At 34.7% G+C, this 13915-nt stretch carries 11 protein-coding genes; 10 read left to right on the plus strand and 1 reads right to left on the minus strand.

Going from position 1 to position 13915, the window contains the following annotated elements:
* Positions 1 to 226 precede the first annotated feature (226 nt).
* The 3 genes from QTL86_RS22235 to QTL86_RS22245 are packed head-to-tail and all read left to right on the plus strand — an operon-like array spanning position 227 to position 2062.
* A complete protein-coding gene (locus QTL86_RS22235) occupies positions 227 to 547 on the plus strand; it encodes a PadR family transcriptional regulator (protein ID WP_013658446.1) in 321 nt (106 codons plus the stop codon).
* Positions 540 to 1253, plus strand: a complete 714-nt coding sequence (locus QTL86_RS22240; protein ID WP_410496059.1) for a DUF1700 domain-containing protein — start codon at positions 540 to 542, stop codon at positions 1251 to 1253. Before QTL86_RS22235 ends, QTL86_RS22240 begins: the two co-directional genes overlap by 8 nt.
* Before the next feature lie 5 nt (positions 1254 to 1258).
* Positions 1259 to 2062, plus strand: coding sequence for a DUF4097 family beta strand repeat-containing protein (locus QTL86_RS22245; protein ID WP_410496060.1), 804 nt, complete (start codon positions 1259 to 1261; stop codon positions 2060 to 2062).
* A gap of 76 nt (positions 2063 to 2138) precedes the next feature.
* On the opposite strand, the gene QTL86_RS22250 is transcribed toward QTL86_RS22245, so the two are convergent.
* Positions 2139 to 3185, minus strand: a complete 1047-nt coding sequence (locus QTL86_RS22250; RefSeq protein WP_410496061.1) for a hypothetical protein — start codon at positions 3183 to 3185, stop codon at positions 2139 to 2141.
* 160 nt (positions 3186 to 3345) lie between these two features.
* Between QTL86_RS22250 and tkt the strand changes: the two genes are divergently transcribed.
* The 7 genes from tkt to QTL86_RS22285 all read left to right on the plus strand — a co-directional run bounded on the left by tkt (position 3346) and on the right by QTL86_RS22285 (position 13653).
* Positions 3346 to 5325 carry a transketolase gene (gene tkt / locus QTL86_RS22255; protein ID WP_410496062.1) on the plus strand — a complete coding sequence of 660 codons (1980 nt, stop codon included), beginning with the start codon at positions 3346 to 3348 and terminating at the stop codon, positions 5323 to 5325.
* Positions 5326 to 5632: 307 nt separating this feature from the next.
* A complete protein-coding gene (locus QTL86_RS22260) occupies positions 5633 to 9037 on the plus strand; it encodes an insulinase family protein (RefSeq protein WP_410496063.1) in 3405 nt (1134 codons plus the stop codon).
* A 161-nt stretch (positions 9038 to 9198) separates the two neighbouring features.
* On the plus strand, positions 9199 to 9639 hold the full coding sequence (locus tag QTL86_RS22265) for a hypothetical protein (protein WP_410496064.1): 441 nt from the start codon (positions 9199 to 9201) through the stop codon (positions 9637 to 9639).
* Positions 9640 to 9652: 13 nt separating this feature from the next.
* Complete coding sequence (gene secD / locus QTL86_RS22270) at positions 9653 to 11836, plus strand: protein translocase subunit SecD (RefSeq protein ID WP_410496065.1); 2184 nt, start codon at positions 9653 to 9655, stop codon at positions 11834 to 11836.
* 269 nt (positions 11837 to 12105) lie between these two features.
* Complete coding sequence (locus tag QTL86_RS22275; RefSeq protein ID WP_013658438.1) at positions 12106 to 12666, plus strand: YdeI/OmpD-associated family protein; 561 nt, start codon at positions 12106 to 12108, stop codon at positions 12664 to 12666.
* Between the two features lie 50 nt (positions 12667 to 12716).
* Positions 12717 to 13160 (plus strand): GNAT family N-acetyltransferase, encoded by a 444-nt coding sequence (locus tag QTL86_RS22280; protein WP_127067811.1) that lies wholly within the window; start codon positions 12717 to 12719, stop codon positions 13158 to 13160.
* A gap of 160 nt (positions 13161 to 13320) precedes the next feature.
* Positions 13321 to 13653: a Dabb family protein gene (locus QTL86_RS22285; protein WP_410496066.1), complete on the plus strand. Its 333-nt coding sequence runs from the start codon at positions 13321 to 13323 to the stop codon at positions 13651 to 13653.
* Positions 13654 to 13915: the final 262 nt, after the last annotated feature.

A 13915-nucleotide genomic window follows, 5' to 3' on the forward strand; every position in this document is an offset into this window, starting at 1 on the left:
AGTTGAGAGCCTCTTGACGATGTGAGACAGCAGCTGAAAGTAAGACACCTAGCTGGACTACATAGCGGACTCGGCCCTTGCTTTTATGAAAAAAAGATTAGAAGATTAGAATATAATTAAAAATCATAATATTACGTTGAAATGTATATTATATTGCGTATACTATAGATATCAACACAATACTCATGTAGCATACAGTATGCCTAGGAGAGCAAGGAGGGGTAAGATGGCATTGCAATTAGGTGGGAATTTATTAGAAGCATGTATTTTAGCAATTATAGAAAAAGAAGATGTCTATGGCTATCGTTTAACACAGGAAGCAAAAGAGTTAATGGAGGTTTCAGAATCTACGTTGTATCCTGTTCTTAGAAGATTACAAAAGGATGGCCTTTTAAATACTTACGATGAAGCTTTTCAAGGGAGAAATAGAAGATATTACGGGATTACAGAAGAAGGAAAGGAAAAGCTACAAACCTATAAGGTAGAATGGACTGGGTTTAAGGAAAAAATAGATTTAGTACTTGAGGGGGTATCAAGGAATGAATAGAACAGATTTTATGAAAGAATTGCGAGCGGGGATTGTCAAATTACCTTACCAAGAAGCTGAGGCGGCATTAGAGTATTATGAGGAATACTTTGAAGAAGCTGGAGCTGAAAATGAAGAAAGAGTGCTTGAGGAGTTAGGTGACCCTAGGGCAATTGCTAAGCAGATTATGGAGGACTTTCATAATAGGGAGACTGAAAATGGTAATGAGTTTACGGCTAAGGAACCTGAAAATAGTTATAATTTTAGTAATAAGGGATATCAAACTAATAATGGTTTCACTAGTAGTGCAGGATCAATTAATTTAGATGATATTAAGCTACAAGAAAATAAAGAAAGCAGGAGCAGCTTTAAATCACTAGGATCATCTCCGTTGGTTATTATACTCCTTATTATTGCCATCCCAGTCATTGTTCCTTTGTTATTTGGGGCAATAGGGGTATTAATAGGCATAGAAGTGACTATCTTTGCTTTGGGAATAGTGAGTTTTGTGCTTTCGGTAGCTGGAGTGGTTTGTTTAATGGCAGGAGCAGCCACTTTAGGTGGGCAGTTTATGACAGGTTTATTCGTAATAGGTATAGCACTTGCGATATTTGGTTTTGCTCTAATTATGGGGCTTGTTACAAAGTATGCTAATAAATTCGTGAATGTCTTCCTCTTAGGAAGTATAAAAGATTTGATTACAAATAGAAGTTATGGAAGGAGGTAAGTCAAATGAGAGGAAGAAGTGTACTAGGTTTAGCTATAGGACTGATTATTAGTGGCGGCGTTTTATGTTTTGGGGCATATGTAGCAGGTGCTGATACCTCTGTTACTTGGAATAATGTAAAGATTGGTGTAAATGGCGTAACCTATGTAAGTAGGGACTACGATAGCGAGGAGTTTAATACGATTACTGAAAAGCTAGAGAACTTTGATAAGCTTACTTTAAATATAGATACAATGGATCTAGAAATTAAAACAGGTGATACTTACCAGCTAGAGGCTACGTATGCTAAAGCAGGTGTATTCTCCTATGAAGTTAAAAAGGGTGAATTAGTCATAAAGCAAAGTGCGAAACATCCTTCTTTATTTGGATTTAATACTAAAATAGGCAAGATGACTTTATATATACCTGAAGGCAAGTCATTAGAGCATATGGATATTGAGATGGGTATTGGAGAAGCACATATTGATAATGTGGTAACAGATGCGTTTGAGCTTAAAGGGGGAGTAGGAGAAGTCGTTATTAATAACCTTGTAAGCCAAGATACAGATACAAAAATGGGTGTCGGGGATGTGAAAATACAAGGTGATTTAAAGGGAAAAACATCTATAGAAGGTGGTGTTGGTAGTTTTTATTTAGAATTAGTAGGGGATGAAAAAGAATATAATTATACTATTAATAAAGGGATAGGGGAAACCATTATTAATAATCGAACTTACGAAGGCTTTGGTGACACCAAAGAAAATAATGATGCACCAAATCAAATTTCTATCGATAGTGGCATAGGAGAAATTAAAATTAAAACGAATTAGTGAAAAGCTACTTATAGCAGTTTCTATACTTTGAAAGGTATTAAGAAACAATATAAGTAGCTTTTACTTTTCTATATTAGGTTGTAGGTTGTTTAGAAGTGATATGTTTAGCAAGCAACTGCGCTATACGAGGCGTATCAGGGTCATAAACAACAGGCGTTATAGGATTGATATAGCCCTGCCTACCATATAAATAAAAGGAGGCATAATTATAAGCTTGGGCAGCTCTTTTTTCAGTAGGATAATTTCCAAGGTATATTTGTTTTTTCTGATAACCAATAAGTGCTTTAAAGCTATTTTTATCTTTGCAGATGCCTCTATAAAGCTTATTGGAGGTAATACGTTTGTGCTTATTATGTGGTTCTAATAATGTAAGCGAGATAGAAAGCTTATCATAGATTTGATTATACTCACTTTTGGTTAAAAACGGGATTTCGTTAGGCACAAAGTTTTTTTCTATGCCTCTAGCCCTGAGGAGGTCAATTCCTTTATTATAAGCAATAGCGGCCTCTATCTCAGAAGCATAATGCCCGAGTATGATATTCTTAGTTGTATAGATACTAGTAATATAAAGGGTTTGAGCACCTTTTTCCTTTTTTGAAACCCCTTTATAATGGTTAATGATGACTAGGTTTTCTCTACGGAAATCATAACAATTGTTATTTTTAAAGTAATAGTCTTTACCTAAAACGCTATGATTTTGAATATCGAACCTGGATAATAAATTTTGCTGAGAGATATGATCCTGGGTGTAAAGATAATTACCTCTTTTATAAATTTTATAAGTAGAAAAGAAAAATAAATCTTTTAAATCAAAGAGTAAAATCATATCTTTAGACAAATAATAACTAAAGTATGTAGGAAAGAGGTAAATTGGATTTTTAATGTAAGTATGATGATCTCTTAAATTACAAAGGCAGACAACCTTTTTATAATTTAAGTGTGACTCCGGAAAATTTGGAGGTCCTGGAGGAAGTAACATGATTGCCTCTGCTTCTCTAAGAACGTTTTCTGCAATTGCTAAAGAAGGAAAGGCACCAAGGTAAATTTTATGAGTCTGATATAAAAAATAAACCTTAAACTGCGCCTTATTGCGTTCAACTGTGGGATAAATATAAGACATAAATTCACCGCCTTTGTTCTAGAATACAGCAAAAGCGCTATAAATTCATTAAAAATATACAAGAAATCAAGTAAATTTACAATATACAGGGACATGCAAAAACAGTATAATAGAATTGTATGTTTAATCGAAAGACATTGTTTATCATAAGGAGGAAGAAATGGACGCAGTATCACAAAAAACTATTAATACCATTAGGGTGCTTGCAGCAGAAGCCATTCAAAAGGCAAATTCAGGACATCCAGGGTTACCACTGGGTTCAGCACCTATGGCATATACATTATGGGCTGATCACATGAATCATAATCCTAAAAATCCAAAATGGGAAAACAGAGACCGTTTTGTACTTTCAGCAGGTCATGGATCAACATTACTTTATACTTTACTTCACTTATTTGAGTACGGACTTACTATGGAAGATCTTAAAAACTTCCGTCAAGAAGGGAGCCTTACACCAGGACATCCTGAATATGGTCACACAGTGGGTGTAGAAACAACAACAGGACCACTTGGACAAGGTATTGCTACAGCAGTTGGTATGGCTATGGCTGAAAAACATTTAGCAGCACACTTTAACAAAGAAGGTTTTAACCTTGTTGATCACTATTCCTATGCATTAGTTGGTGACGGTTGCTTAATGGAAGGTATTTCTTATGAAGCAGCAGCATTAGCTGGTACACTTGGACTTGGTAAATTAATCGTACTTTATGATTCAAATAACATCACTATCGAAGGTGATACACAAATTGCTTTTAGAGAAAATGTAAGAGCACGTTTTGAGGCGCAGGGCTTTGAAACTTTCCTTGTAGAAGATGGTAATGATACTAAAGCTATTTCAGAAGCTATTGCTAAAGCAAAAGCGAATACATCAAAACCAAGCTTTATTGAAGTTAAAACACAAATCGGTTATGGTTGTCCTAACAAACAAGGTAAAGCAGCAGCTCATGGTGAGCCATTAGGAGCAGATAACATTGTAGAAATGAGAGCTTTCTTAGAACACCACAATGAAGAGTTCTTCGTAGCAGATGATGTTAAAGCACATATGGCAGAGCTTGTAAAAGCTGGAGCAGCTAAAGAAGTAGCTTGGAACGAACTTTTTGCAGCTTATGAAAAAGCTTATCCAGAACTTGCAAAAGAGTGGAAAGCTTGGCATTCTGATGAAGAAATTAGCTTAGATATTTATAACAACTACACAGATGAAGCTGGTAAAAAAGCAACACGTGTAGCTTCCTTTGAAGTAATTAATCATATGGCAGACATTGTGCCAAATATGATTGGTGGTTCAGCTGACCTTGCACCATCAACGAAAACCTATATGAACGGAAAAGGAGATTTCAGCGCTGAGGATTACTCAGGAAGAAATCTTCACTTTGGTATTCGTGAACATGCAATGGGTGCTATTGCAAATGGTATTGCAGTACACGGCGGGCTTAAAACATTCTGCTCTACGTTCTTTGTATTTAGTGATTATATGAAGAATCCAATGAGACTTGCAGCACTTATGAAACTACCAGTAACTTATGTGCTCACTCATGACAGTATTGGTGTAGGTGAAGACGGACCAACTCACCAACCAATCGAACAGCTTGCAATGCTTCGTAGTACACCAAACCTTGTAACCTTTAGACCAGCAGATGCAAAAGAAACAGTAGCTGCATGGGAATATGCACTTAATAGTAAAACTGAGCCAGTAGCTATTGTGCTTACAAGACAAGACCTTCCTTACCTTGCAAAAACAGGTGTAGAAGCTAAAAAAGGTGCGTATGTAGTAGCAGGAGTAGAACCAAAAGAGGCAGATATCATCTTAATTGCAACAGGTTCAGAAGTACAACTTGTAGTAGGTGCAGTAAAAGAATTAGAAGCACAAGGTATTAAAGCTACTGCAGTAAGTATGCCATCAATGGATGTTTTCGAAGAACAACCAAAAGCATACAAAGATGCGATTTTACCTCCAAACAAAACGAAGAGAGTAGCAGTAGAAGCACTTTCTTCATTTGGTTGGCATAAATATACTGGTCTTGAAGGACAAGTGATTTCAATGGATCACTTTGGTGAATCAGCACCTGCTGGTTTAATCTTTAAGAAAAATGGCTTTACAGTAGAACACGTAGTAGAAGTGGCTAAAGAAGTATTAGCGTAATCTATATTATATGAAAAGGACTTAAGCTCTTCACAAGCTTAGGTCCTTTTTCTGTAGATAAAAAAGTTTTATTTCATTTCTATTTGAATAGGGTACGGAGCTACTTTTTTGATGATGGCTAAATAGTTATTTTAAATTTATGGCATAAAGGTAAAATGACTAATATGAGATGGAGATACAATAGGAAATATATGAAATACGACTAATTATTTTGAAAATAAAAATTACTACTGAAAAAAGTTGCAAAAAAGTCTTATAATGGATATTGGTTGATTTAAAAAATAAAAGAGATAGAGGAGGAAATTAAGTGAGAAGAGTAGGGGCTCTCATATTAGTGGCTGCATTAATCATAGGATGTTTATCTCCTGCCACGTTAATGGCTGCAGTTAATGATTCAAAGACTTTACCACAAATAGGGGAAGTGGTATCAGGTTTTAAAGCTTTAGAAAAGGGGAAAATGGAAATTGTTAATGGACAAACAGTTTTATTTGAACATGTGAAATCAGGAGCTAAATTATTGTACATAAAAAACGCTGATAAAAATAGAGCTTTTGACATTAGTTTTAAAACACCAGCAAACGATAATACAGGTGTTAACCATGTACTAGAGCATGTAAGTACAGCAGGGTCCCAAAAGTATCCCTTTAAGGATGTTTTCTTTAATATAAGCAATCAAACCTATTGTAGTTATATTAATGCTTTTACGACTAATACAATGACCAGCTATCCTGTAGCTTCTATGAGCGAAGCACAGCTTTTAAAATTAGCTGATGTGTATATGGATTGTGTGTTTAATCCATTCATTTATAAAGAACCTAATCTCTTTAAAAGAGAAGCGTGGAGATATGAGAAAGAAAATGAAGGAGCACCTCTTAATTTAACAGGAATTATTTATAGCGAAATGCAAGGAAGTACAGATGGCATAGAGAATGCTGAAGTACGTAATTGCTTAAAAGCATTATTCCCAAACGGCACAATGAGTAATGCGTCTGGAGGTACGCCAGAAGCCATACCTACATTAACTTATGAAGACGTATTAAAGGTACATGAGACCTACTATCATCCTTCAAATGCTTTAATTGTACTTTATGGGGATCTAGATTATCGTAGTTTCTTAAAATTATTAGATGAAAACTATCTCTCCCAATATGATAAAAAGGCCATTACAGTAGACTATAAAGATGAAAAGCCTTTTACAACAGTAGCTAATAAAACCTATGATTTTCCTGCAGGTGAAAATGCCACCACTGGTGAGAGCATTATCAGTTATGCGTATGCAATGACGGATATATCCCAAACTGATAGAGTGGGAATGTCTATTATTGCCGAATACTTAAATCAAGGTAGTTCTATTGTACAGAAAGCCTTTAAAAGAGCTAATATAGGAAATACTTTAGAAGTTTATTATGAAGATAGTTTACCTCAGCCAGTATTAGTTTTTAGTGTGGCTAATACCTCTCCTAGTAAAAAAGAAGTTTTAGGACGTATCGTGGATGAAAGTATGAAAGCTTTAGTTACTAAAGGCTTTGATGAGACAGTATTAGAAATGATTATTGCTAATACTGAATTTAATAATGCTTTAGTAACAGAAGGAAGTCATCTGGGTGTCAATATTGCAGTAGCAGTGGCACAGTATTGGGCGGCTCATGGAGAATATGACTATTACAACAGTTATATGAGTCATATAGATTATGCTAAGGCCCATATGACAGATGGTTATTTAGAACAACTTGTAAAGAAATATATTGTAGGAAATAAGCATGCAGCTTTAGTAGCCACAGTACCTAAAGCTGGTTTATTGGAGCAAAAGAGAGCTCAGCAAAAGAAACAGCTAGCAGCTAAGGAAGCAAGTATGACTAAAGAAGAAGTAGCAAAATTATTATCAGAAACGGCTAGTTTTAATAATTGGAATGCAAAGGAAGACTCTAAAGAACATATAAAAGAATTGCAAGCAGTAAGCATCAAAGATTTACCCATAGAACTTAAAGAATATAGTATTAAAGATGTTACGGATAATGGTGTGAGATATTTAAGTGCTAACGCAGATGTGGGAGATACTTTTCTAGCAGATTTAATGTTTGATACATCAGGAGTAGCTGTAGAAGATCTACACTATTTACAGCTTTATGCAAATCTTATAGGGGAGATAAGTACTACTAAGCACTCCATTGATGAATTAAGCACACTAAAAAGTATGTATCTGCATAACTTCCGCTGCACTACAGATACATGGGCAAATGCCAAGACTGATTTTACTTATAGACCTATTTTAGATGTATCGTGGTTAGGCCTTATTGGTGAATCTAGTAAGTCTACTAATTTATTAGAAGAATTACTCTTAGAAACAGATTTTACACAAACAGATGAGCTGCTAAGTTATGTAAAAACAGCTCAGTCTTATTACAAAGACTATTTTAATGGATCACCTTATAATATCTTGTATCAATATAATACTGCAGCTTACTTAAGTGACCAAAATTATAGTGTTTATATGAAGCAAACAGCTTATTATCATTTTTTAAAAGAAGTAGAGTCTCTTTTACAAAAAGAACCTTCCAAGGTAACCTCAAAATTACAGCAAATACAAGATAAGATTATGAATAGGACACACTTAATGAGTGTTTTTGCAGGTAATGAGTCGCATACAGCCACCTTTTATAAAGCATTAAATACATTTATTAGCAGGCTACCTGAGAAAAGGATTAATACACAAAATTATTTTAATTTGCCAGAGGTGCCTACTAATTTAGGAATCGCCATGGATACAACGGTAAATTATAATATGCTTTCAGCATCATTTGGAAACTTAAGCAAGGACTTTAGTGGTAAGTATCTTCCACTTATGAACGTCATTTCAGATAATTTCTTAACAGCTCAGCTAAGGTATCAAAATAACGTTTATTCTAACATAGAAAGTGTAAGCTGGAATGGTATTAGATTATCAACTTATATGGATCCCTATATTGATAAGACCTTAAATACTTATAAAGACATAGAAAGCTTTACTCAAAGTTATGCTTTAACACAAGAAAGTTTAGATGGCTATATTTTAAAAGCTTTTAGTGAATATACCTTGCCACAAGGAGAATTAAGTGGAGCAGTTAATGCAGTCTTTAATTATATGTGTGGTTATAGTAATAATGAAACTGTAAAATTACTAGAAGAGATAAAATCAGCACAGGTAAGTGACCTAAAAGAACTAGGACAATTAATAAATGAAGTAGTAGAGGTAGGAGCTTGGACCAGTGTAGGGAGTAAAAGTAACTTAGAAAAGAATAAAAAGTTATATGACCAGATTATCTCGCTGCAGGATAAGGTAGCAGAACTTAATCAGTCTACTAACCTTACCAAAAAAGATTTTATTGATTTGCTTTTAGGTGAGGACACCTACAATAAAGCAGTTATACAAGGTCTTATTTCAGGAAAGTCAGATGAAATCCTTACTAGAGAAGAAGCAGCCATAAGTATTTATAAGCTATTAGAATCACACGATTTAATAGAGTTACTTAAGGGGAGTAACGTAGTAATTAAGGATGCTAATACCTTATCTGAAAAAGGATTAAAAGCAGTAGAGTTCTTAGTAGGAAATAACTGCATGAGCTTAGACGAAGACTACCAGTTCAATGGAACTGCGCCATTATCGGAAGATGACTTACTTCAAATAGTACTTCAAATAGGGCATTTACTAATAGTTACGGATGAAGCTGCTTAAAGAGGTAAGTGAAAGCTTTTGAAAAATAAAGCAAGAAATCGCTGAGCTTGAAATGAGTAAAAATATGACATAAAATGATAAGATTTTTTCAAATAAATAGTATAAAAAATTTTTGATTAGTATTATAATAGGTTCAAATGACTAAAAGAAGGAGGAGTATCATGAAGGCTAATAGAATAAGCTACCAAATAGCATATATAGGCCTATGTATCTGTGTGATACTCCTCTTTATGCGCCTAACACCAGATATGGTTGTTAAAAAAGAACAACCTACACAAGTGCCTTATGAAACCACAACTAAGCGTGCGCTTTATGATGTAGGAATGATGTCACCAAATCATTTATTAGGACTGATGCCTAAGAAAGTCAATGAGTTTGTGGAGCAGCATCTAGATGAAGAACTCATTCTTAATGAGCTTACAAGCTATGAGGAGTGCCTTGCATTATTAGATTATCTCAAGATGTTACAGCGGGTACTTTATCAAATGTTTGTTTGCTTAGTTACACTGATATGTATACATACTACTCGAAGAAGGGTTTTAAATTATATTTATAACAAGGACGGACCAAGGAGAAATATTCCTCTTATAACAACATTTTAAATTATAGGAGGAAATGAAAGTGAAGGCAAAAAAATATACGTTTTTTATTATTGTAGCCATTATTATAGGATTATTAATATTAGCTGTATTTGGAGCTCCTCATGTTAAAGGAGCTAAAGAAATGCGTTTTGGCATTGATATTAGAGGTGGCGTAGAAGCTATCTACGAACCTGTTGATTTAGACAGAGCAGCAACCTCAGATGAGCTTAATGCAGCTAGAAGTGTTATTGAAACAAGATTAGATAATAAGAACATACTAGATAGAGAAGTAACAATTGATAAGAAAAATGGTAGAATCATTGTAAGATTCCCATGGAAGTCTGATGAAGCAGAGTTTAACCCTGAAAAAGCTATATCTGAATTAGGTGAAACAGCTAGGCTAACCTTTAGAGATAGTGAAGGTAATATTCTTATCGAAGGTAAGGATGTAAAAAGTAGCCGTGCTGTAATGAATCAACAAACCAATCAGTATATGGTACAGTTAGTATTTAATGCAGAAGGCGCAAAGCTTTTTGAAGAAGCAACGGCAAAACTGATTGGTCAACAACTTTTCATTTTTATGGATGAAACTTATATTTCTGGACCTATGGTAAATCAGAAGATTTCAGGCGGGGAAGGCGTTATCGAGGGTACATTTACCCTAGATCAGGCACAAGACTTAGCAGAGAAAATTAGTTCAGGTGCACTACCATTCTCTATGACTGCTACAAGCCATAACACGATTAGCCCAAGCCTTGGAAGTGGGGCCCTAAAAGTAATGGTTATGGCAGGTATAACAGCGTTTGCACTTATTTGTTTATTTATGCTTGTCTTTTATAGATTACCAGGCTTTATAAGTTGTATTGCTTTAACGCTGCAGTTAGCGGTGCAGATTTTAGCTCTTTCTGTGCCACAATTTACTTTAACCTTACCAGGTATAGCAGGTATTATCTTATCCCTAGGTATGGGGGTAGATGCTAACGTTATCATTAATGAGCGTATTGGAGAGGAATTAAGGTCAGGAAAATCTTTACCATTAGCGCTTAAATCAGGTTATAGTAGAGCTTTTGCTTCTGTATTTGATGGTAATATTACAACAGCTATTGTAGCCATTATTCTAATGGCATTAGGTTCAGGAACAATGCTATCTTTTGGTTATACACTATTAGTCGGAATTGTACTTAACTTCATAGCTGGTATCTATACAACTCATAAGTTATTACTTTCTTTAATTAATTTCAAAGCGTTTAGAAATATCAAGCTTTACCATTTACCAAAGGAAAGAAAAACGATTCCTTTTTACAAGAAGAGATGGGGACTTTACAGTATTTCTATTGTATTAATGGTTATTGGTATTGCAAGTTGTTTCATTAATGGGATAGCATTAGATACAACCTTTAAAGGTGGAGCAATGCTTACTTATACTTATACAGGCGACTTAAATGTAGAAGATGTATCTAGACTTGCAACAAGTACCTTAAATAGAAATGTAACAGGACAGATCACAGAGGATTTAGGAAATAAACAACAAAAGATTGTTTTAAGCTTAGCTGGTACAGATAGCTTAAATGCAAAAGACCAAGTTAAATTAGATGAAGCTTTAGACAAAGCTTATGCAGCTAATAAATTAGAGCTATCAGAATCTTATATGGTAGAGCCTTATATCGGTAAAGAAACTCTTATTAGATCAATCATGTCTTTGGTGATAGCACTTGCATTAATTGTTGTTTATGTTTGGGTTCGTTTTAAGAAGATTGGTGGTTTATCAGCTGGAGCTATGGCACTTGTAGCTTTGGGACATGATATATTAGTCATTTTCTTTACATTCGTTGTTTTAAGAATTCCACTGGATACCAACTTCATAGCAGTAGCCCTCACTATTATCGGTTACTCCATTAATGATACTGTTGTTATTTATGACCGTATCCGTGAGAATATGGCACTTAATAGTAAGAATATGGAAGTACTAATGGATGACAGTTTAACACAAACCTTAACACGTTCTATTAATACCAGTGTAACAACAAGTATTAGTGTTTTAATTATGTACATTTTTGCTTATGTTTTTGGTATTGAATCTATTAAAGTTTTTGCACTTCCTATGATGATGGGTGTTTTAAGTGGTTGCTTCTCTTCAGTATGTTTAGCTGGTCCACTTTGGGTATCTTGGAAGAATAGCAAAAAGTTTAATAAAGGTGCACATGTAAAAACGGCTTAAGAGTTTTATAGTAAAAGAACATTATCAATAGTATTTGTTTGAGTATTTATGAGGAATATTACGGAGCAGAAATGAGAGGATAAGGATTACCTTCCGAAATTCTGCTCCGTATTTTTTGAAGCACTAAGGCTTACTTTTTTTGGTGAACATGTAAAAACTCATTCTTTTACTAAGCTTTAAAGTAAACATAGTGAGCATATGTGAAACTGACAAATTTAAATTTATTTAAGTGGGTCTTTGACAAAGAAGGTGAAATGAAGGAGGGGACTATGGGTCAAATCATGCAATTTATTAATCGGGAGGAATTTAGAAAATGGCTATCAGTACATTGCCTATCTAGTGACGGCATTTGGCTGCTATTTGGCAAGGCAGGTGGCCCGGAAACAATAACCGCTAGTGACGCGCTTGAGGAAGCACTTTGTTTTGGATGGATTGACGGGCAGATGCAAAGCATTGATGACAAGACATATAAAAAATATTTTTCTTTACGCAGAGATAATAGTAAGTGGTCAGAGAAGAATAAGGCATTAGTAAAGCAACTGGAGCAACGGGGAATCATGACCGACCATGGCAGGCGCAAAATTGAAGAAGCCAAGCAAAATGGACAGTGGAACATTGCAAAGCCAGCAGCTATTACGGAAGAACAGATTACGCTCATAGCCGCCATGTTAAAAGGCTTTGATCCTGCCTACTCCAATTTCATGTCGATGTCTCCAGCCGTTCAGAAAACTTATACACGGGCATATCTTGATGCAAAGACAGACGCAGGGCGTGCCAAACGCTTTTCCTGGATGGTAGAAAGGCTCAATAAAAATTTAAAGCCCATGTAGCAGATTTATGAGTATTATTGATATAAAGTAAATGAGTTAGGGGGTATTCCGTGGAAATTAAAATGATAAATGAGAATAAAAAACAGTTTCTTGATTTACTGTTGCTTGCAGATGAGTCGGAATCCATGATAGACAAATATCTTGAGCGTGGAGAGTTGTTTGCCTTGTATGATAATGAACTCAGAAGTGTATGTGTTGTCACAAGAGAGAGCTGTGATATATGCGAGCTTAAAAATATAGCAACATACGAAAAGTGGCATGGTATGGGATATGGCAGTAAGCTGATTCAATATATTGGGGCATTTTACAAAGATAAATATAAAACTATGATTGTCGGAACGGGCGATGTTCCTTCTATGATGCAATTTTATGGAAAAAATGGTTTTCATCTTTCACACAGGGTTCATAACTTTTTTACTGACAATTACGACCACCCAATGTTTGAAAATGGGGTACAGCTTGTGGATATGGTCTACTTAAAAAAAGAGTTATAACTGTGCCAGTCTTCGTAGCTTACGCCGGGGCGTTATGCCTCGGCGATATATTTTGTCATCATCGTGGAGCTATCGAAAAAATTTATCTACGATTAAGACTATTTATAAATATTATGAATAAATATGTTGAGAAGCTATAAGGAGACTAGTATAATGAAAAATGATTAATAAGAAACGAGGTTATAAAATGGTCAAACATATTGTAATGTGGCAAGTAGCAGAACATGAAGTACATGGGACAAAAGAAGAAGTAATGCATAAGATTAAAGAACAGCTAGAGGGACTTAAGGGTCAGATAGAGGGACTTCTTGAAATAGAAGTAGGTCTTAATTTTAATGCTTCACCAGCAGCTTATGACGTAGTACTTTACTCAGAATTCGTAGATGCATCAGCTTTAGATTATTACCAAGCACATGAAAAGCACTTAGCGGTAGCAAATCAATTAGTAAGACAAGTGGCAACTAGTAGAGCAGTGGTTGATTATACAATTTAAAATGTATTTTTATAAATAAACAATTTAGGACAATATTGTTAAAATGTGGTATAAAATCAAACGCGAAATGTATAGTTTTTAACATAAAGTATTCACTTAAGTGTTTCCATAAACAGCGTGTCCACATTTATGCTCTTAAAATAGTATAGTATTTTCAACTTATGCACAAAGTTATACACATTATCCACAAAAAATAAATAAGTCTATTTAATTTTATGTTTACTAGATGTTTATAAAATTGTGGATAAAAGTAAGAAAATAT

Source organism: Cellulosilyticum sp. ST5 (genome assembly GCF_046529625.1).
GTDB classification, from domain to species: Bacteria; Bacillota; Clostridia; order Lachnospirales; family Cellulosilyticaceae; genus Cellulosilyticum; species Cellulosilyticum lentocellum.

Excerpts from the sequence above, each read along its gene's own strand:
- QTL86_RS22235 (WP_013658446.1), top strand. The coding sequence starts at position 227 with ATGGCATTGCAATTAGGTGGGAATTTATTAGAAGCATGTATTTTAGCA.
- QTL86_RS22240 (WP_410496059.1), top strand. The coding sequence starts at position 540 with ATGAATAGAACAGATTTTATGAAAGAATTGCGAGCGGGGATTGTCAAA.
- QTL86_RS22245 (WP_410496060.1), top strand. The coding sequence starts at position 1,259 with ATGAGAGGAAGAAGTGTACTAGGTTTAGCTATAGGACTGATTATTAGT.
- QTL86_RS22250 (WP_410496061.1), bottom strand. The coding sequence starts at position 3,185 with ATGTCTTATATTTATCCCACAGTTGAACGCAATAAGGCGCAGTTTAAG.
- tkt (WP_410496062.1), top strand. The coding sequence starts at position 3,346 with ATGGACGCAGTATCACAAAAAACTATTAATACCATTAGGGTGCTTGCA.
- QTL86_RS22265 (WP_410496064.1), top strand. The coding sequence starts at position 9,199 with ATGAAGGCTAATAGAATAAGCTACCAAATAGCATATATAGGCCTATGT.
- secD (WP_410496065.1), top strand. The coding sequence starts at position 9,653 with ATGAAAGTGAAGGCAAAAAAATATACGTTTTTTATTATTGTAGCCATT.
- QTL86_RS22275 (WP_013658438.1), top strand. The coding sequence starts at position 12,106 with ATGGGTCAAATCATGCAATTTATTAATCGGGAGGAATTTAGAAAATGG.
- QTL86_RS22285 (WP_410496066.1), top strand. The coding sequence starts at position 13,321 with ATGATTAATAAGAAACGAGGTTATAAAATGGTCAAACATATTGTAATG.